This is a genomic window from Flavobacterium psychrotrophum (genome assembly GCF_003403075.1).
In the GTDB taxonomy this organism is placed as follows: domain Bacteria; phylum Bacteroidota; class Bacteroidia; order Flavobacteriales; family Flavobacteriaceae; genus Flavobacterium; species Flavobacterium psychrotrophum.
In genome coordinates, this window is the sequence record NZ_CP031557.1 from 1,746,343 (window position 1) to 1,768,119 (window position 21,777).

The following is a 21,777-nucleotide window of genomic DNA, read 5'->3' on the forward strand; positions in this document are numbered from 1 at the left end:
GATTTTTAAGTTTGCGGGATGAAAAATCGACACTACAAAACCCTTTTTTTTAAAGGGATATTAATGACTACCCTATTATCTTCAGCCTTTTTTCTGGCCTCTTTTTCTAACGATCCTGAATATACTTTACCTGAAGTTATAAAACAATATACTGCCAACCTTGATAAAGACATTGTAACGCTTGATAAGGTTGCAAATGATTTTTCTTATGGAAAAACAACCGCTGCCGAAGTTAAAAAGCAGTTAGCCATTACACGACTGGCGTTCAAAAAAGTAGAGTTTTACCTGGCTTTTCATTATCCTGAATACTATAAAGAACACCTTAACGGGGCTCCGCTGATGCAGATAGAAAAAGAAGGCACACAACCCAAGGTAATAGAGCCGGAAGGGTTACAGGTCTTAGATGAAATGGTGTTTTCTGACAATCCTGCAGAGCATAAACATGAAATTGCTGCACTTGCCAAAAGGCTTACTACTAACTATGCCATGCTGCTAACCGGCATAAACACAAACAAGCGCGCTTCCGGTTACGGAATTACCGCCATGCGTATGGAGCTTGTACGTATTACCAGCCTGGGTATAACAGGGTTTGATACACCGGGGTCTTTAAATGCATTACCCGAAACAGCTGCCGCACTGGAAGGCATGAAAAATTATTTCAGCCAAAACTTTACAGATAATGATATTGTTTCGCTCTTTAACGGCGCAATAAACCAGTTACAAACCAGCAGGTCATTTGATACGTTTGACAGGCTGGCCTTTATAAAACAGTATATTGATGTGCTCTATGCAAAACTCGGTAAGCTTGATACTACGTCGCCGGAATTTTTAAATAATACCAGTGCCTGGAATACAAAAAGCACCTCAATTTTTTCGGCTGACTTTCTAAATCCCTATTACTTTTCAGCTTTAAAAAAAGAAGAAGACAGTCCTCAGCTTCGCGCTTTGGGTAAAAAGTTATTCTACGACCCGGTTTTAAGCAACGACGGACAGTTTAGCTGTGCTTCGTGCCACAATCCTGAAAAAGCATTTACCGATGGGTTGCCAAAATCTGCCAGCAACATACAGGGCAAAACTGTTTTAAGAAACTCTCCCACCCTGCTTAATGCGGCCTATGCAGACCGTTATTTCTACGACCTGCGCGCCTTTACTCTGGAGCAGCAGGCAGAGCACGTTATCTTTAACCGCGATGAGTTTAATACCGCTTATAGCGCGCTTATTAAAAAACTGCAAAATAATAACAGCTATACTTCTCAGTTTAAAAAGGTGTTTGGCAGCAATGCCGTAAACCGCGAAAACATGTCGAAGGCGCTGGCATCTTACGTACTTTCATTGCAGTCGTTTAACAGCGATTTTGATAAATACATTCGCGGTGAAATAGCCGATATTCCGCAAAATGTAAAAAACGGTTTTAACCTTTTTATGGGTAAGGCGGCCTGTGCTACCTGCCATTTTACACCTACTTTTTCAGGATTGGTTCCGCCATTATACAGTGAAAACGAAAGCGAAATACTGGGGATTTTAGAAGACCCAAAAGCCAAAAGCCCAAAAGCAGATAACGACATGGGCAGGTACACAAACCGTATAGTTGCAGAGCAGGCCTGGATTTACGAAAAATCGTTTAAGACCACAACCGTGCGCAATGTAGCACTCACTGCACCCTATTTTCATAATGGTGCATACAGCACGCTCGAAGAGGTAGTTGATTTTTATAACAAAGGTGGCGGTGGCGGCCTTGGTCTTAATATAAAAAACCAAACACTTGCTCCCGATGCGCTTAACCTTACCTTAAGTGAACAAAACGACCTGATTGCTTTTATTAAATCGCTTACCGATACCTCAGCGGCAAAACAATAACCGAGATGAACCTTAAATTTGCATTTCCGCTACTGGCAATGGTATTATTGTTTTTAGCGCCAAGTTTTCATACTACATCCAGCGATTATTACCTGGACGATTTTAAACCTATAATTACATCCGGGATAAAGAACTTTAGTACTGAAGCAGAAAACCTCAACACAGTTGCCACAGCTTATACAAACGGTAAAGCCACACTGCCACAGTTGCGCCAGCAACTTACAAAAACGCGCTATGCTTATAAGGCCATAGAAACCGTACTGGAATATTATTACCCAAAACATTGTAAGGCATACTTAAATGGTGCGCCATTAAAGCATTTAGATCCTTATCCGGTTAAAGAAGAATATAAGAATAACACCTATTATGTGGTAACACCACAGGAATACAGTAAAAACATTCCGTTAGACCAGCTCGATACAGAGCATTACCGTGGCGACCAGCATGTAATAGATCCTGTTGGTTTACAAACGCTTGATGAATTAATTTCGGCAGATGAAACGGCAGATGCCAAAAAGGAGATACAGCAATTAACCCAAAAACTGGTGGATGCTGTACCCGCTATAATAATTGCTGTAAACCAGCGTAATTATTTTTATGATTTTGAAATTATTGAAGCCGCCCGTCTTGAAGTAATCCGCATCTTTAGTATGGGGGTAACGGGGTTTGATACGCCCGGTTCTCTAAATGCATTACCGGAAGCCATAGCCGCACTTCAGGGTATAGAAAGCATCATAAATCCGTTGGTACAAAAAGCACCACAGGATCAGGCAAAGCAGCTTAAAATTCTTTTTAGCAATGCAAAGGCTTACCTTAAAAAGAACAATAATTTTAATGGTTTTGACCGCCTTACTTTTCTTACCAACTATATTAACCCAATTTATAAATTGCTTGGTGAGATACAGCAAACCCTGAAGTTACCATCTACCGCCGAACGTTGGGTAAATATACCTTCGTGGAATGCTGAGAGTACTAATATTTTCTCTGGCAACTTCTTAAATCCATATTACTACAGCCTTTTAACGAAAGAAAAAGACAGCGATAGCCTTAGGCAATTGGGCAAAAAACTATTTTATGATGTATCACTAAGCCAAAATGGCGCTATGAGCTGTGCCAGTTGCCACAAGCCTGAGCTTGCCTTTACCGATGGGCAAAAAACATCTATGGCCAGTGTAGATGGCAAAAGGGTTTTAAGGAACTCTCCCACCCTAATAAATGCCGTTTTTTCAGACCGGTATTTTTATGACCTGCGCGCAACCGATCTTGAAGAACAAGCAGAACACGTTATTGCAAACCATCTTGAATTTAATACCAGTTTTGAAAGTATAGAGCAAAAACTAAATACTAATCCTGCCTATAAAAAACTGTTTACCGATTTATTCAAGGTCAAAAACATATCAAGGCACCAGTTTTCAGCAGCGTTATCATCTTATATAATCTCGTTACGCTCCTTTAATAGTGAGTTCGATAAATTTGTACAGGGCAAAACAAAAACACTCTCTCCGCAGGTTCGGGAAGGGTTCAACCTATTTACAGGTAAGGCAGCCTGCGCCACCTGCCACTATGCGCCTATGTTTAGCGGGCTTGTACCACCACTCTACCAGGAAAACGAAAGTGAAGTACTGGGCGTTTTTACAAATGCCACAGACCGTGTTATAGATACAGACCCGGGCCGAATGGCAAGTAAAATACCCGAAGACAAGGAAGAAATTTACCGTTCATCTTTTAAAACGGTAACGGTGCGAAATGCAAAACTTACAGCACCTTACTTTCATAACGGTGGTTATAACACTTTAGAAGAAGTACTCGATTTTTACAATACCGGTGGTGCAGCCGGGGTAGGTTATGCTTATGAAGTACCTAACCAAACCCTTGCCCCCGATGCATTGGGGCTTACAAAAAAAGAGATAGCTGCAATAATAGCATTCATAGCATCGCTTACAGATAGCCCTTACAAATAATTTGATTCGTAAACTACCTCAAAAATCCCTTTTGAGCCACTTGGCTCGAAAGGGATTTTTTTAACCATCTTTCTCTGCATAATTGTTAAGTCGGTTTTAACCCACACTTAAGAAAGCAATTAATGTTTTGTAGATGTTAAATCAATAAGTTTAGGAAAATGATTGCATTATATTCATCGATTACTGTTAAATCAGAAAGAAAGCTTACAACAAGTTAGTAAAACCATTTAGCACTTCTTAAAACAGGTATATATAGCCCTTAAAAAATTCATACAAATAGGCAATATCTTACATTTTTTTGTAACACCACTTTACTTTTACTTAAAACAAACATAAGTATTTCTAAAGGTACTACCCTACCACACCCTACTACTTTTGGCGTTTCAAAACTAATTAATTTTTTTAAACACACACAACTGATGAAAAAGAAGCTACTATTCTTTGGATTTGTGGTTTCGCTGTGTATGTCGTTTGGGGCACAAGCCCAAAGCATACCCGGCGATTCCATTGTGCACGGCCCTATGCTGAGTCCTGTTTACAACAACAAGGTTCGGGTATGGGTACTCACAAAAAACGGTACCGGCTCGGGCAACGCGCTGAGTATCTCGCTCACGGGCAGCAATGCGCCCGCAACTCCCCTTACAGGAACAGTACACAACCAGGATGACCGCCTGGGGTACAGCCTTCGTTCCTTTGAGTACACCGGCCTTACGCCGGGGGCTACTTACACGGCTAACGTACTGGTTAACGGCACGGCTTCTGCAAGGACAGCCAGTATTGCCAATGGCCAGAGCACGCTTGGCGATTTCTCTTTCCTTTCGGGCGGATGTGCCAGGATTTATGACCTGACCCGCTGTATCGACATTCCTGAATCTGCCACACACATTAATGGCGATCCGGGTATCTTTAATGTAATGGCACAGGAAGACAGCGACATGATGGTGTGGCTGGGCGACGCCGTTTACCTTCTTGGCCTTCAGCACGCCATGGGCCAGTGCCCGGATGGTGTAGACGACTGGGCTAACAAAGACATGGCCTTTGACCGCTACCTGTTTTACAGGAAGTACCATGACCAGCTAATTTCGGCTATGCCGCAACTGGCCATTACAGACAACCACGACACGGGGCCAAATGAGTTTAACAAAACCATGCCAACCCTGGGCGAGATGCGCGACATCTTTAAAGACTGGTGGCCAAACCCGGAGTACAAGGACACTCCAGAGGGACAAGGACTCTTCTCTTCTTACGTTTATAAAGACGTAGAGTACTTTTTATTAGACAACCGCAGCTACCGCGATGGTACACAGCAGCACCTGGGCCCTGACCAGCTTGCATGGTTAAAACAGGGACTATTAAACTCTACCGCTACCTTTAAAGTGCTTATTAACGGTACGCCGTCTTTTGAGCGTAACTGTGGTGGCAGGAACTTTTGTAACACTGCACAGGGTAATGAAATCATCCAGTACATCCAGCAAAACAACATCAACGGTGTTATTTCGCTTAGTGCAGACATCCATGAACAAAAATTCATGATCCGCGAAGGCGATACCAAGTATCCGCTTTATGACGTGCTTTCAGGAAACCTTAATTCAGATGTAGGTACCGGTAACGGCAACTTTAACATTAACTACGGCAGCGATTACATTCTTACAGGTGTTAAGCAAACGTATCTTAAAGTAAGTGTTTTTGGTGAGGAAAACGACCGCAGGATGAAAGTTCAGTATGTAGGCCTTAACGGGCAGCCGTATTTTGAAGAGATCATTCACGAGGATATGCTTACCAGCCAAAACAGTGATGCACTAAAACTATCGCTTGGGCTTGATAACGCACTTACCGATGCTTCAGGCTTTAACCACGCATTTACTACTACAGGCGTTGCTTATGCAGCAGACCGTGATGGTGTTGCAAACGGTGCAGCACAATTTACAGCAGCTACAGATGTACATACTGCAGCTGTAAACGCACTAAACTTCCACGACAGGCCATTTAGCCTTGTAATGTGGGTAAACCCAAGCCAGCTGCCTGCAAACGGCGCTACGTTCTTATCTAACGGCGTTGCCGGAAGCGGAATGAGCCTTGGTATGGATGCTACAGGTAAGCTTACCTTTACAAACCATGCAACGGGTACGGTATATACCAGCAATTACAGCGTGCTGCCTAACGCATGGAGCCACATTGTATGGAAATATGATAACGTAAGGAGAAAACTGTCGCTTTACTTTAACGGCTTCCTTATCCAGTCCTGGGCTAATGTTATATCTTCTGCCGCATCTACAGCAGATGTTAAGATAGGTAATAACTTCCAGAACAAAAAGTTCATTGGTGCTCTTGATAACTTCAGGCTATACGGCAGGATCATTTCTGACGAAGAGATCATGAACGATGCTGAGATCGAATCTACACGTGGTGGCGTACTTAAAATGAGCGGCGCTTCTAACATGGCAATACCTGGTGCAGCGGTAAATGAGTCGCTTGCTAATAACTTTACCATAGAATTTTGGGGTAAGCTTAATGCAGACCCGGGTACTAACTATAAATTACTTGCCAGCAACGGCCGTGTAAACAATAACAGTACAGGTATATCATTTGAGTTTCCTGACAGTAACAAGCTTAATGTTGTTGTAGGTAACAACACATCGGGCTGGAACACCATTTCTGAGCAGGGTGCTGCCTGGAACATTGGCGAATGGAACCACGTAGCGTTATCTGCTACTAAAAACGGTACCATGAAGTATTATGTAAACGGCGTACTAATTGCTGAAGGTAACTTTGGCCAGTATGTAGGTAATACATGGGGACTTGGTCTTGGTAAAAGCCCTGCCTATTCTGGTGGTGTAAACGGCGACCTTGACGAACTTCGTATCTGGAAAAAAGCCCTTACGCAGGAAGAAATTGCACAACGCATGCACTATACCCTAACAGGTACTGAGGCAGACCTTGCACATTACTATACTTTTAACAGCGAGGAAGAAGGAGTAACTACAATTGACGACCTTGGTTCATCTAACCAGGATATAGCAATAAGCGGTGCACTACTTGCCCCGGCTACATCTCCGGTAAGTGTTATAGAAACAGGATATCGTGATGTAGTTACCGGTAAATGGAGCCGTAACAACGCTATAAACAACGGAGGCCTTAGCCTGCCGGATGCTATAACAAACTACAGCAGTAACGTTATTATAGGTAAACACAATGCAGATGCTACAGCAGCAGTTCCGGGCCATGAGGGCATGACCTACGCAACCGGCGGATGGTTCATAGACCCTGTAAACAGTCCGTTTGCAACAGTGCGCATCAACCTTACCCAAGCTATTGCAAACTTTAGCACCATTAGTGCTAATGCAGGACATTTTTACCTTATCAAACAAGATTCTGAAACAGAATTTACAACTGTTGCCGAAGGTAATTTTGACGGACAAAATGCTACATTCTACAATGCTAACCTTGCAGAAGGAAAATATTTTGTAGCATGGAGCGCAGGCGAATTTACAGCAGGCCGTGGCGGTGCCCTTTCTCTTGCGGGTGGCCACCAGGTTCAGATTCCGTATGCAGATATGAATGCTACGCTTGATAATGCCTTTACTATAGAAACATGGGTTAACCTTACGGCAGACCCGGGCGGCAACACGCCACTTGTGTCTAACCACGGCAGGGTAAACAATAATACTACCGGCCTTACTATAGAGATGCCAGATAACAATTCGGTATCCGCTACATTTGGTACAGGTACAAGCAGCTGGAACAGCATTAACTCTGGCGCCAGCCTTAGGGTAGGTGAATGGAACCACGTTGCAGTAACCGCTATACCGGGGCAAAACATAAAACTTTATGTAAACGGCGAGCTTAAAGCTACCGCAGCATACAGCGATTTTGCACCTAACACAAACTGGAACTTTGCCATAGGCAGGAGTATTAACTACAACAGCCAGACCACATCTGTAATGGATGAGTTCCGTGTGTGGAACAAAGCAAAGACACAACAGGAAATTAAAGACCAGATGCATGCCATTATTAATGCAGAGGACAATAACCTTGTGTACAACTTTACTTTTGACCAGGAAAACAACGGTACTCTTGTAAACCATGGTACTAACACAGCTGCCATAGCCTACACAAGCGCACAGATTATTGACGCCACCAGCCCGGTTGCCGAAATTAATGCTGCTTTCCCTGATAAAATGGCGGGTAACTGGAGTGTTACTAACGAAACCACTAACGGTTTATACCTTACTACAGCCATTACAAGCTTTACCCAAAACGTGGTAATAAGCCGTAACAACAACAGTAACATACTACCACTGGGCACAGAAGAAGAAACATCTTATGTAGCCGGAGGATGGCATGTAAACGCACAGGGCATTACTGCTGCTAACCTTCAGGTAAGCCTTGAAGGAGTATTAGCAAACCCTGCGCAAACTAATGCTACTGTAGAAAACTACATGCTTATTAAAGGCGACCCTACAAGCAACTACGAAGTGGTAGCTACTGCAGCTTCTGAAGGACTGCTTGTAAACTTTGGCAACATTAACCTTGCCATGGGTAACTATTACCTTGCCTTTACTACTGATGTGGGCGCTGTAATATCAGAACAGGGCGGTGCACTGCACCTTGCCGGAAACCATGAGGTATATGTACCTAAAGAAGGTGTAAACAATGCTCTTGCACAATCGTTTACCATAGAGCTTTGGGCACGCCTTAACGCTACTGCCGGGCCTAACACTAAGCTTGTAGGCTTTACGAGCCTTACTAACGGTAACTGGGGTTGGGAAATGGAGTTTTTGGGTAACCAGACACTACAAACCATTACCGGTAAAGGTGCAGGTGGCGGATGGAATTCGCTTAACTCTTCACGCGTATGGAGCCATGGCGAATGGAACCACGTAGCCGTAACTTTTACACCAAACGGTGAATTTAAACTGTATGTAAACGGTGAGCTTGCCGGATCTACACCGGTAACAGGTACTTTCCAGCCGTGTGCAAACAATCTTGCCTTTGGTAGAAACGTTGCCAACAACGGACAGACCAATAGTGATATTGATGAGTTCCGTATCTGGACAGTGGCTAAATCTGAAGCTGATATCCGCAGGGATATGTACCTGACTATGCCACAAGGTGTAACTAACCTTGCATACAACTATACCTTTAACCAGGAAGATAGTGGGTATCTTATAAACACCGGATCGGTAGCGGTAGAAGTACCGTATAACAACGCATCTATCATTCCTGCTACAGATCCTGTAAGAGATGTAGAAACAGCGTATCGCGGTAACGTGGGTGCTAACTGGAGCGTGAAAAATGACAACCGCAACGGTATGTACCTTACAGACATTATTGCATCTAACGACCAGAACGTGGTTATAGGTAAAGAAGCAGGTACAGAAATACTTACTTTACCAAATACTGACAACGCTGACAGGAAATACCTTAACAGCCGTTGGAAATTTGAATCGCTGTATGTAGAGAACGGTGCGCCAAAGGCTGACCTTACTAAAATATTCAGCAACCTTAACGATGTTAACGTTCTTGCTAACGAATATTACCTGATACAGGGCGACCCTCAGGGTACTTATACTGTAATTGCTACAGGTACTAAGCAAAACAACATTGTTAGCTTTGGTTCAATAACGTTTAACGACCAGCCGGTTTATCTTGCATGGCTTACAGATACTACCTACCCTGTAGGCAGCTTCCCGATAGCCGCACAAAGCCTTTGGAAATACAATGACCTTGGTACAGACCTTGGCACAAACTGGAAAACCAATGACTTTGACGATACTACATGGACGTTTGGTAACGGTATCCTTGGTTATGGCGACAACAACCAGAGCACACTACTTAGCTATGGTACAGATGCTAACAACAAATACCCTACTACGTACCTAAGGCATACCTTTAACGTAGAAAATGCTGCCCAGTACGGCTCGCTACTATTCGACGTACTTAGGGATGACGGTGTGGTAGTTTATGTAAACGGTGTAGAAGCATTCCGTAACAATATGCCTGAAGGAGATATTACATACAACACGTATGCGTCTTCTCAGATAGGTGGTGCAGATGAAACTACATATGTAGAAACCATTACGGCTAATATGCTACAGGACGGTGAAAACGTAATTGCGGTAGAACTTCACCAGGGAGCTGCAAACAGTTCAGACCTTAGCTTTGACATGACGGTAAGGGCATTACCTCCTGCACTTGAGGCTGCTAACTACCCGCTATCTAAAGACAGCGAGTGGCATTACCTTGATAACGGTACCAGCCTTGATGCTGTGGCATGGGGTGTAACAGACTATGCTCCGGGATGGCTTTCAGGAAAAGCGCCGCTAGGATATGGTGATCCTGTAAACACCGTAATAAGCTATGGTGCAGATTCATCAAGAAAATACATAACATCATATTTCTACAGAAATATTAATGTAGACCTTGCTAACGTATCAGACTTTGTAGAGTTTGGCCTTAAGCGCGATGATGGTGCTATTGTATATGTAAATGGTGTAGAAGCCTTCAGGCAAAACCTGCCTGAAACAGGTGTAACATATCTTACTAACTCTTCTACTACTGTAGATGGTGCAGATGAAAACAGGTATTACACAGAGCTACTGCCTAAAACAATCTTCCAGGATGGCCTTAACCGCGTGTCTGTAGAAGTACACAACCGCGATGCATCGAGCTCAGACCTTAAGTTTGATATGTACATTAAAAATGCACAGGATCTTGCTTTAGAGTGTGATGCGCCACACATTGGTTGCTTTACATCTATTAACCCTACCGGACAAACCACTAAACTTATCATAGCTGAGGAACACCGTTTCCAGATGATATTTAAAGAAGGTGAAGCTTATACTGTAGGTGGTGGTAATGTACCGGGTAACCATGATTACACTGCTTATGTGCCTATTGATGGCAGTAGCGAAGTAGGACATCTTTCGGTTAACCATGAAAACAACCCGGGTGGAGTTTCAATGCTTAACATACATCTTAATACAGATAACCTGTTATGGGGTGTAGACACATCTAAACCGGTAGATTTCTATAACAACGACCTTGTTACTACAAACAGGAACTGTTCTGGTGGTACTACACCTTGGGGTACTGTAGTTACTTCTGAAGAAGCTACAGATGCCGGCGACGTTAACGGCGACGGTTACCAGGATGTGGGCTGGCTTGTAGAAATAGACCCTGCAACAGGCTTAGTAAAAGAATATGGTAATGGCAAACAGGAAAAACTGTGGGCTATGGGCCGTATGAATCACGAGAACGTGGTGGTAACACCAGATGGTGCTGCTGCTTACTATGGTGAAGATGGTGGTACACATTGTATGTACAAATTTGTACCTACTGTACCTAATAACCTTTACTCTGGTAAAGTATATGTACTTAAGCTGGACCTTGCTCTTTCTTCTGATGAGGCAAGTTCATCTACAGCTACATGGGTTGAAGTACCTAACACTACGCAGGCAGACAGGAATAACCTGAATATAAATGCTGCTGCACTGGGCGGTACTAACTTTAACGGTGTTGAAGACTGTGAGATCAATCCTTTTAACGGTATGGTTTACTTTACATCTAAAGGTAAAAACCGTATTTATCGCTTTAAAGATAATGGTAATACCGTTTCTGAATTTGAAGTATTTGCAGGTGGCAGGTCGTACCCTATACAAACGGCAAACGGCATTGTAGAAGAGCCGTGGGCAGATGGTAATGACAACCTTGTATTTGATGATAAAGGTAACCTTTGGGTATGCCAGGATGGTGGTAAAATGTACATTTGGGTAATAAGGCCAGACCACAAACAGGATAATCCTAATGTGTTACTGTTTGGCTCTATGCCGGCAGGTTCTGAGCCAACAGGTTTAACCTTTACGCCAGATTATAAGTACGGTTTCTTCTCGGTACAGCACCCTAACGGAAACAATGTATCGCAAACTGATGCTGCACGTAATGAAGTTAATTTTAACGCTTCTGCTACGGTAGTATTCTCACTAGACCAGTTCCTTGGCCTTCAGGCTCCTGTAGCTGATTTCGTTGCAGACGATGTTACCGTTACAGAAGGACAATCAGTAACCTTTACTGACCTTAGTACACACAACCCTACTGCATGGCAGTGGACGTTTGAAGGTGGTACTCCGGCTACGTCTACAGAAGAGCACCCGGTAGTTACTTACAACAATGCTGGCGAGTATGATGTTACCCTTGTAACATCTAATGAAGCAGGAAGCAGCGAAGCAGTAACTAAAGCGGAGTACATACTGGTTGAAGAAACGGCAGGTACAGATAACCCTGTTAAAGGCATGGTGGCACTATACCCTAACCCTACAAGTGGTAAGGTAACTATAGAACTTAACCAGGCGATAGCAGGCGAAAAAGTTTCTGTTGAGGTATTTGACCTTGTGGGAAGAAAAGTTACCGAAAGGAACAACCTTTCTACCATTGGCGGAAGCCAGAAAATTGAACTTGACCTTTCTGCTTATGCAGGCGAGCAGGTGTTTATTATCAAACTACACGTGGGTAATAACACAGGCAGCTATAAGCTGATGAAAGTAAAGCAATAATTTAAATTTATTTAGGGGAGCCGGTAATACGGCTCCCTTATTTATTTTTTTTAATCCTGAAATTATGAAAAAAAGCATACTGCCATTAATGGTATTTCTTGTACTATGGAGCGTTGCCATGACACTCATGGCCGATATTCCGCTGCTTAAAAAAAAATCTGAAAAAGAGCATTACCATATAAAGATCAGGCGGAAGCCCGCTTATAAAGTAACAGACACTAAACCTGTCGATCCTGTTTTAGAACCATAATATAATACCTATGTTTAAATATACAGCCATTGCATTGTTAGCATCAATATTTGTTTATGCGCAAAACCCCAGCCCTATTAAAGCGATGGTTTATCAGAGTGTGCCTGAAGCACTGACTAATAAAGATAATGCCACACAGCTAAACTTTAGGGATAAAGGTTTGTTTCATGCACCACAGGATTTAGAAAAGCTACAGGAACTAACGTTTCTTAACCTTATGGGTAATAACCTCGAAACGGTAGAACCGGCCATACTTTCCCTTAAAAAACTTGAAGTATTAAACCTTAAGCTAAACAACATTAAATACCTGCCGGAAGATATTGGCAACCTCAAAAAGCTGATACGCCTGGACGCGTCAGACAACGGGCTTACCCTACTACCCAAAACACTTAGTAAATTAAAGCAGCTGCAATTTTTGCACCTGTCTTATAACAGCATCACGGCCCTGCCTGCCGAAATTGGCAATTGCAAAACACTTGAAGTACTACAACTTGACAGTAATCAGCTTAGCTTTTTACCCAAAGAAATTTCAAACCTCAGCAACCTTAAGCAACTGCACCTGGGGCATAACCAGTTTAATGAATTTGATGGTATGTGGACACAGCTTAAAAACCTTGAAGAACTAAACCTGGAGTTTAACTACCTGCGTGGTTTTCCTGAAGAGATAAGCGCACTTACTAAATTAAAATCGCTTATTATAAATAATAACGAACTGGCGCAACTGCCTAATGGCATTACAAAACTGGCACAGTTAGAGTTGCTGTCGCTTTCTAATAATAAGCTAACTACACTGCCTGAAAACATTGGGCAGTTAGCTAATTTAAAAACACTTATGATAAATGGCAACCCATTGACACCAGCCGAAAAGCAGCGCCTTAAAAAAGTACTGCCGGATTGCAAAATTTACTTTTAGGCCGATTTACAAAAAAACGGCCGACAGGGTAACTGTGTCATTAAAAGCTATTGTACATTAGCCGTACCAAAACCTTTATTATGAGTTACACACCATCATCTTCAAGATACAGTACAATGCAATACCGCCGCTGTGGAAACAGTGGGCTAAAACTACCTGCGCTTTCGCTGGGGCTATGGCACAACTTTGGATTTGTAAACGATTTTGAGAACAGCCGCAACATACTGCACACGGCTTTTGACAACGGCATTACACACTTTGACCTTGCCAATAACTATGGGCCACCACCGGGATCTGCAGAAGAAGTATTCGGGAAGATATTGCATACTGATTTTGCAGGCTATCGCGATGAGCTTATCATAAGCAGCAAAGCAGGCTATACCATGTGGGACGGCCCTTATGGCGACTGGGGCAGCAAAAAATACCTGGTATCAAGCCTTGACCAGAGCCTAAAGCGCATGAAGCTTGATTATGTGGATATTTTTTACCACCACCGTTCGGACCCTGATACTCCGCTGGAAGAAACCATGGCAGTACTCGACCTCATCGTACGCCAGGGTAAAGCCTTATATGCCGGTATTTCTAATTACAATGCAGAGCAGGCTCAGAAAGCCATTGCAATTTTAAAAGAACTGGGCACACCCTGCCTGATACACCAGCCCAAATACAGTATGTTTGTACGCGATCCTGAAAACGGGTTATTAAATGTACTGGGTACTAATGGCGTAGGCTGTATCCCCTTCTCCCCACTTGCGCAGGGATTGCTGACGGACAAATACCTCAACGGCATACCGCAAGATTCACGAATTGCCACAAGCGGCGTTTTCCTTAATGAAAGCCACATTACCGAAGAACGAATTGAAAAAATTAAACAGCTTAACAGCATTGCGCAACAACGCGGCCAAAAGCTGGCACATATGGCACTGTCCTGGCTGTTAAAAGATGACAGGGTAACATCGGTACTTATTGGCGCAAGTAAACCTGCCCAGGTACTTGATTCTATTCAAAGTCTTAATAACATTACATTTAGCGATAGCGAATTAAAGGCTATTAATGATATCCTTAAATAACCTATACTTGTTATAAATACAGAAGCCCCGGCACTATTGCCGGGGCTTCTGTATTTATATATGCTGTACTATGCTGACATTCGCGCTTCGTAACCAAACTTTTTCAGTACACGGATGTGCGATTTCATTGCACATAAAAACGTCCTGCTCTGTATGTAAGGTATATCAAACTCATGCGCTGTTAGTTTTACAATTTCACCAATTTTAGCATAATGGATATGGCAAACTTTTGGAAACAAATGATGCTCTATCTGGCGGTTAAGCCCACCAAGAAAAAAAGCCGAAAACTTACAGTCTGATGCAAAATTAGCCGTGGTACGCATCTGGTGCTCTGCCCAGGCTTCTTCTATATTACCGTTATCATTCGGCACAGGATAGTCAGTCCCCTCTACCACGTGTGCCAGCTGAAACACCAAGCCCATAGTTAACCCCTGTGCCATGTGCATAATAAGGAAACCGGCAACAAATTGCCACCCGGTTATGTCGAGTACTAAAAGTGGCAACATAATAAATAGAAAGTAATATACTGCCTTATAAAAGAACAGGTTAAAATATTCTATTTTAGGGTGTTTAACGCTTACCTGCCCTACTTTATCCTGAAAGAATTTTTTATAATCTTTACGGAATGCCCATGATAGCGAGGCAAGGCTGTACAGCGGAAATGCGTACCAGTGCTGGTATCTTTGTATGCTGTTTACAGGATCTTCTTCAGATATGCGGATTAGTCCCGGTGCTACGTCGATATCCTCGTCATGTCCCGGTATATTAGTATAGGTATGATGTACAGCATTATGGGTTATGGTCCATACATAAGGGCTTGCACCCAAGAGATGAAATACATAACTAAAAATTGTATTGATGTAGTTTTTTGATGAAAAAGATCCATGTATGGCATCGTGGCATATATTAAACCCCACAAAGGCTTTAAACATTCCCAGCAATATAACAAGTGGCAACATTGCCCACGGGCTAAACAATCCTGAAATAACAAGTCCGTACAAGGCGAAAAAACCACCTAGGAAGATAGCTGTTTTACCCCACATAAGCCCATTAGCGTTAGGAGATATTCCTTCGTCTTTAAAATACTGGTCTACCCTTGCACGGGTAGTTGCCATAAATTGCGACTTTGTGGTATTATTAAACTTTAACCTGGTACTCATAAATAGAAGGGCTGCAATTTTTAGAGCGAAGGTAAAATGCAAATGAGAAGGTAAGTTCTTATCGGGATAACCTTAGTGTTTAAGGCCTGGCTTTGCTGCAGTCTGCAATATTAACGCAAAATATGCGCCGAAAGTTTTAAAGCCGTAAAATAATTAACAAAATACTATAAATAATTCAGTCATTGTAGTATTATACATCCTTTTCCACCTCTTTTTGCAAAACTTCAATTTCTGTTTTCTCTTTTTTAATCGCCTGGCGCAATAACGCAAACAGGCTCATGTACGCGTTTGCTACAAATACAAGGGCAAACCCGCCAATGATATAGCCCCGCCAGTCCGGTAATAAAAGTTGGTAGTTTGTAAGTGCTATAAAAAATACCGTAACATAATGGCTAAAGCAATACTCGCAGGTAAAAAGGTAAAAGAATTTGCGCCTTAGTATTGTCTTAGAAAATTTACTGTTCTTGATGCAATACTCACGCGGTTCGCGAAATACTTCTTCGTGTGTAACCGTCCATGCCACACACGCTATGGGCAGGGCAAGGATAAACAACCAGGTTATAGGATTTTGTATTTCCATTTTCTTACAATTAGTTCTTCGGGTATCAGCCTGTAAGAGCTAATCTAATTTCGAAATAAAAATTTTTAGCTGCTCCCAATTTTATCCTAAAAAGGTCTGGATACACTACGAGTCATTCTCCATTATCGTAAATCCCGCGCTATACAAATATAAATTTACGATATATCGTAAATTATTTCAAACATTAAAAACGCAATACGCTTAACATCAACATAATAAACAAAAGGCATTGTATTGGCTTATGTAGATACAAAATAAAAATAATAGTATTTATGAAACCATCTCCAAACTTATTGGCACCAGACAACCACGCACTGGTATTGATCGACTTTGAAGGCCAAATGGCCTTTGCAACAAAAAGCATCTCAATTACAGAACTGCGCACAAACGTAGCGATCGTTGCCGGGGCATCAAAAATTTTTGATGTACCTACCATTGTTACCACAGTAGCCGAAGAAAGCTTCTCTGGACCCGTGTTTCCTGAAATCGAAGAATTTTACCCGCAGGCTACATCAGGTTATCTTGACCGTACCAGCATGAACACCTGGGAAGACGAAGCCGCTTACAAAGCCATTACCGGTACAGGTAAGCAAAAACTGGTACTTGCCGGCCTGTGGACAGGTGTATGCATTGTAGGCCCTGCCCTTTCTGCCCTTACCGAAGGTTATGAGGTATATGTAATTACAGATGCCTGTGGCGATGTAAGCAACGAAGCCCATGAGCGTGCCATACAGCGCATGGTGCACGAAGGTGTAAAACCTATCACATCGGTACAATACCTTTTAGAACTGCAAAGAGACTGGGCACGCCAGGAAACCTATGTAGCCGTAACCGACCTGATGAAGAAATATGGTGGCAGCTATGGCCTGGGCATTCAGTATTCTCACATCATGCTGAAACATTAATAACAAACATTTGCCTGTACCCTTCCCCACAATTCAAAATCATAGACCAACATGAAAAACAGTTACCTCATAATCATTTTTATACTGCTGAGCTGCAACGCGGGTGCCCAGTCGTTTAAGCTTATGCGTTATGATGAAAACTATGAGTACCTGAAAGACTCTGCCCGTAACTTTTATGAGGGTATAAAGTTTATTCCGCTATCAGCAGATAAAAACATATACGCATCCGTTGGCGGCGAGGCAAGGTATGAGTATGTTGATTTTAATAACGAAGACTGGGGAAGGTTAAATACAGGGCATAATAACTTTTTGCTGCAACGGTATGACCTGCATGCCGATGTACATTTTGGCAGCAGGGTACGGTTCTTTGGGCAGTTAAGAAGCGCATTACAAAGCGGACGCAAGAACGGCTCGCGCCCCATAGATGAAGACCAGCTAAACGTGCAGAACCTTTTTGTAGATGTAGTACCCTGGATAAAAGACAAACAAGCCATAACCATAAGGGCAGGCCGTCAGGAAATAGACTACGGTTCAGGCAGGCTCATATCAGTACGCGAAGGGCCTAACGCCAGACTGTATTTTACGGGAGCAAAAGTTATGTATAGTGCACCAAATGTTACCGCAGATGTTTTTGCCATGATGGCCGATACCACCTATGTAGGAACATTTGACAATAAACCATCCCGTCAGCTTAACCTGTGGGGCGGTTACTCTAAAATAATAATTCCGCGTAGTGGTAACTTAGACTTTTACTACATAGGCATTAAGCGAAACAATGCAGCTTTTGAAGAAGGTCTTGGCAAGGAGCTACGGCATACTGTTGGCTTCCGTTTCTGGAAGTATGGCGGTGGCTTTATCTATAACCTTGAGGGAGCGTATCAGTTTGGGAGCTTTGGCAATGGCAATATCAGCGCATGGACGGGCTCGGCAGACCTGGGCTATTCTTTTGAAAACACTACATTCAAACCCACCATTAACCTCCGCAACGATTATATATCGGGCGATAAACACGCCGGCGATGGCAGCCTGCAAACCTTTAACCCTATTTACCCAAAGGGCGGATACTTCGGCTTTAGCCCGCAAATAGGCCCGGTTAACTTAATAGACATTCACCCTTACGGAACGCTCGACCTGCTGAGCAACCTTAAATTTCAGGCAGATGTGGTGTTTAACTGGCGCTACTCAGTAAACGATGGCGTATACAGGCCAAGCGGTGGCTTTAACCTTGCAGGTTCATCATCTTCCAAACGATATATTGGTACCGCCTATCTCGCAAGTTTTGTGTACAGCTATAGCAAATTCATAACCCTTAACACAGGCATTCAATATTTTAAGACCGGTGCTTTTGTAGACGACATCATCCCCAACTCTAAAAACGGGCTTTTTATCAATGCGCGCCTTGGCTTTAAATTCTAATCATAACTAAATCCATCATGAAAAATATTCTATCACAATTAAAAACAGTACACTTTTCATTAGTACTGGCACTATTACTAACAACAACACTTACAGCACAAACCACCGCTATAGGCACTTCAAAAGTATGGGGCACTATAGAAGGCGTAGCTATAGAAGGCCTTGTGCAGGGCCCATCGACAGCAAAATCAGATTTACAGGTAGCCTGCGTATTTGAATATACTGAGGGCGATATTTACAATACCCCTCCTGCCCTGCCGGCACAGCTAAACGGACTTGTACACCTTGATGATGCACTAAAGGGACAGCTTACTGCACTACGCAAAGCGGGCAAATTTCATGGTTATGCACTGGAAACTGTAGTACTTACACCTGCAAAAGGTACACTGGCGGCACCTAAATTACTCATCATCGGCCTGGGCGACCGCAATGCGTTTACCCCGGAACTAATGAAAAAAGTGGGCAGTGTAGCCGTAAGGGAAGCCCTACGCCTGGGGGTAGAAAACTTTTCTTTTGCCAGCGACCTTAAAGATGCAGGCATTGACTCGCCTACGGCAAAAGTGGCCGGATATGTAACCGAAGGTATTTTTGATGCTTACCGCAGCGAGCTTTGGTTTAAAGAAAACAAGCTGTCAACATTTAAACCGCTTAAAAAAGTTATCCTGCTGGCAGGGCCTGCCTTTTTTGAAGTAGCAGGACAAGGTATTAACGAGGCTATTTCTAACCTTAAAAACTAATACCATGCAGGCAGATACTATACTTTACAACGGAAAAATATACAGCCACGTGCGCGAAAATAAGGGTGCAACTGCGGTAGCCATTAAAGATGGCAAGTTTATAGCCGTAGGTACAGACAGCGATATCATGACGCTTAGCACGGCTGCTACAAAAATTATTGACCTTAAGCAAAAGCGTGTAGTGCCGGGCATTAACGATTCGCACATACACCTTATACGCGGCGGTCTTAATTATAACCTGGAACTGCGCTGGGATGGTGTACCCTCTCTTGCCGATGCGCTGCGCATGTTAAAGCAACAGGTAGACATTACGCCATCGCCACAATGGGTGCGCGTGGTAGGCGGCTGGAGCGAGTTTCAGTTTGCCGAAAGGCGTATGCCTACACTTGATGAGATAAACGCCATAGCGCCTGAAACGCCCGTGTTTATACTACACCTGTATGACAGGGCTTTTATGAACCGTGCCGCGCTTAAAGCCGTTGGCTATACTAAAGATACCCCTGCCCCTCCCGGCGGGCAGATACAGCGCGACAGCAAGGGCGAACCTACAGGGCTAATCATCGCATCGCCAAATGCCATGATACTGTACAGTACACTCGCTAAAGGCCCCAAGCTGTCTTACGAGCACCAGGTAAACTCTACACGCCATTATATGAAAGAGCTTAACCGCTTTGGCATTACCAGCGTTATAGATGCAGGCGGCGGCTTTCAGAATTTCCCTGACGATTACCAGGTAGTTAATGAGCTGAATGAAAAAAAGCAACTTACTGTGCGCATTGCCTACAACCTGTTTACGCAGCGTCCTAAAAAAGAGTTTGAAGATTTTAACGACTGGATCGACTCGGTAAAACTGTACCAGGGCGATGATATGTACCGACACAATGGTGCGGGCGAAATGCTGGTATTCTCTGCGGCAGATTTTGAAGATTTCCTGCAGCCACGTCCGGACCTGCCAGAAAACATGGAGGCCGAACTTGAAAAGGTCGTACGCCTGCTGGTAGAAAACCGCTGGCCTTTCAGGTTACATGCAACCTATAACGAAAGCATTACCCGCTTTTTAAACGTGTTTGAAAAAATAGACCGCGAAGTGCCTTTTAACGGCCTGCCCTGGATTTTTGACCATGCCGAAACCATAGATGAACGCAATATAGAGCGTGTTAAAAAACTGGGCGGTGGTATTGCCATACAAAGCCGTATGGCCTACCAGGGCGAATATTTTACCGATCGTTATGGTGCAGCTGCGGCAGAAAGCACGCCACCTATCAAAAAAATGCTAGAGATGGAAGTACCCGTAGGCGGCGGAAGCGATGCCACACGGGTAAGCAGTTATAACCCCTGGGTAAGTATGTATTGGCTAACGGCAGGTAAAACCGTAGGCGGCCTGCAATTATATACCGATACCCGCCTGAGCCGCGAAACGGCCTTAGAACTTTATACACGCGGCAGTGCATGGTTTAGCCAGGAACAGCAAAAAAAGGGCGATATACAAACCGGTATGTTTGCAGATCTTGCCGTATTAGATAAAGACTACTTTACTGTAAGCGAGGAAGCTGTTAAAAGCATAGAGGCAGAACTTACCATTGTAGACGGTAAGATTGTATATGCAAAAGGCGACTTTTCATCCTACTCCCCTCCTGTTATACCTATACTGCCAGACTGGTCGCCAACCAAAAGCTTTAACGGCTATTACAGCGATGCCACACACGGGCATAAATTACTGGAAGCCGAAAAGAAAAATGCGGGTAAACCCAACCTTACAGCGCAGGTACACAGTTGTGCAGGCAGTTGCAATGTGCACAACCACAACCACGACACCGCAAGGATGAGCAACCTGCCTATTAATAACTACAATGCTTTTTGGGGCGCGTTAGGCTGCTCATGCTTTGCATTTTAATTCCCGCCTATATATGGAACTTATAAAACTCATTTTTACTTCAGATGCCGGTAGTGCTTTTAACAATGCGGCACTACTTGCCTTTAGGGTACTGCTTGCTGTAGAGCTCTTCAGGGTGCACGGCATGAAAAAATTCAGGATTGAGAACGGACAGAAAGAGCACGTTCCCAATCCGCTGCACCTGCCCGAAAAACTGAATGGGCTTGTGGCAACATTTTCAGATACCGTTGTGCCATTCCTCATCATACTGGGCATGGGAACCCGCCTGGCAGTATTGCCTACCATTGGCGTGACAGCCATTGGCTATTTTGTAGTACATAAAAACGACTCGTTAGAAGTACGCGACGTGCCTTATATGTACACGCTTTCGCTATTGTTTTTACTGGCATTGGGCGCAGGCACATATTCTGTAGACCATTATATCTTGAGCCTTATCAATTAAGATGGGTTTTACCACGGAGTCCACTAAGATTTTCACTAAG

General features: G+C 43.4%; 13 protein-coding genes. 11 read left to right on the top strand and 2 right to left on the bottom strand.

What is annotated here, in order from left to right; genetic code table 11:
• Positions 1-63: 63 nt before the first annotated feature.
• The 6 genes from DYH63_RS07600 to mgrA all read left to right on the top strand — a co-directional run bounded on the left by DYH63_RS07600 (position 64) and on the right by mgrA (position 14,603).
• Positions 64-1,857, top strand: coding sequence for a cytochrome-c peroxidase (locus DYH63_RS07600; protein WP_240409076.1), 1,794 nt, complete (start codon positions 64-66; stop codon positions 1,855-1,857).
• A gap of 5 nt (positions 1,858-1,862) precedes the next feature.
• Positions 1,863-3,818, top strand: coding sequence for a cytochrome-c peroxidase (locus tag DYH63_RS07605; protein WP_116788236.1), 1,956 nt, complete (start codon positions 1,863-1,865; stop codon positions 3,816-3,818).
• A 419-nt stretch (positions 3,819-4,237) separates the two neighbouring features.
• Positions 4,238-12,370, top strand: coding sequence for a LamG-like jellyroll fold domain-containing protein (locus tag DYH63_RS07610; protein ID WP_116788237.1), 8,133 nt, complete (start codon positions 4,238-4,240; stop codon positions 12,368-12,370).
• 64 nt (positions 12,371-12,434) lie between these two features.
• Complete coding sequence (locus DYH63_RS07615) at positions 12,435-12,620, top strand: hypothetical protein (RefSeq protein WP_116788238.1); 186 nt, start codon at positions 12,435-12,437, stop codon at positions 12,618-12,620.
• Between the two features lie 10 nt (positions 12,621-12,630).
• On the top strand, positions 12,631-13,533 hold the full coding sequence (locus DYH63_RS07620; RefSeq protein ID WP_116788239.1) for a leucine-rich repeat domain-containing protein: 903 nt from the start codon (positions 12,631-12,633) through the stop codon (positions 13,531-13,533).
• A gap of 80 nt (positions 13,534-13,613) precedes the next feature.
• Positions 13,614-14,603: an L-glyceraldehyde 3-phosphate reductase gene (mgrA, locus tag DYH63_RS07625; protein ID WP_116788240.1), complete on the top strand. Its 990-nt coding sequence runs from the start codon at positions 13,614-13,616 to the stop codon at positions 14,601-14,603.
• A gap of 68 nt (positions 14,604-14,671) precedes the next feature.
• Here mgrA and DYH63_RS07630 read toward each other — a convergent pair whose 3' ends face one another.
• Positions 14,672-15,763, bottom strand: coding sequence for a fatty acid desaturase family protein (locus DYH63_RS07630; protein WP_116788241.1), 1,092 nt, complete (start codon positions 15,761-15,763; stop codon positions 14,672-14,674).
• A gap of 190 nt (positions 15,764-15,953) precedes the next feature.
• Positions 15,954-16,343 carry a hypothetical protein gene (locus DYH63_RS07635; protein WP_116788242.1) on the bottom strand — a complete coding sequence of 130 codons (390 nt, stop codon included), beginning with the start codon at positions 16,341-16,343 and terminating at the stop codon, positions 15,954-15,956.
• A gap of 272 nt (positions 16,344-16,615) precedes the next feature.
• On the opposite strand from DYH63_RS07635, the gene DYH63_RS07640 reads away from it, so the two are divergent.
• The 5 genes from DYH63_RS07640 to DYH63_RS07660 are packed head-to-tail and all read left to right on the top strand — an operon-like array spanning position 16,616 to position 21,737.
• A complete protein-coding gene (locus DYH63_RS07640; protein ID WP_116788243.1) occupies positions 16,616-17,248 on the top strand; it encodes a hydrolase in 633 nt (210 codons plus the stop codon).
• 51 nt (positions 17,249-17,299) lie between these two features.
• Positions 17,300-18,664, top strand: a complete 1,365-nt coding sequence (locus tag DYH63_RS07645) for an alginate export family protein (protein ID WP_116788244.1) — start codon at positions 17,300-17,302, stop codon at positions 18,662-18,664.
• Positions 18,665-18,681: 17 nt separating this feature from the next.
• The gene (locus DYH63_RS07650; protein WP_116788245.1) at positions 18,682-19,401 is read left to right on the top strand and encodes a M17 family peptidase N-terminal domain-containing protein; all 720 of its coding nucleotides are present in this window, start codon (positions 18,682-18,684) and stop codon (positions 19,399-19,401) included.
• A 4-nt stretch (positions 19,402-19,405) separates the two neighbouring features.
• Positions 19,406-21,295: an amidohydrolase gene (locus DYH63_RS07655; protein ID WP_116788246.1), complete on the top strand. Its 1,890-nt coding sequence runs from the start codon at positions 19,406-19,408 to the stop codon at positions 21,293-21,295.
• 13 nt (positions 21,296-21,308) lie between these two features.
• Positions 21,309-21,737 carry a DoxX family protein gene (locus tag DYH63_RS07660; RefSeq protein ID WP_116788247.1) on the top strand — a complete coding sequence of 143 codons (429 nt, stop codon included), beginning with the start codon at positions 21,309-21,311 and terminating at the stop codon, positions 21,735-21,737.
• Positions 21,738-21,777: the final 40 nt, after the last annotated feature.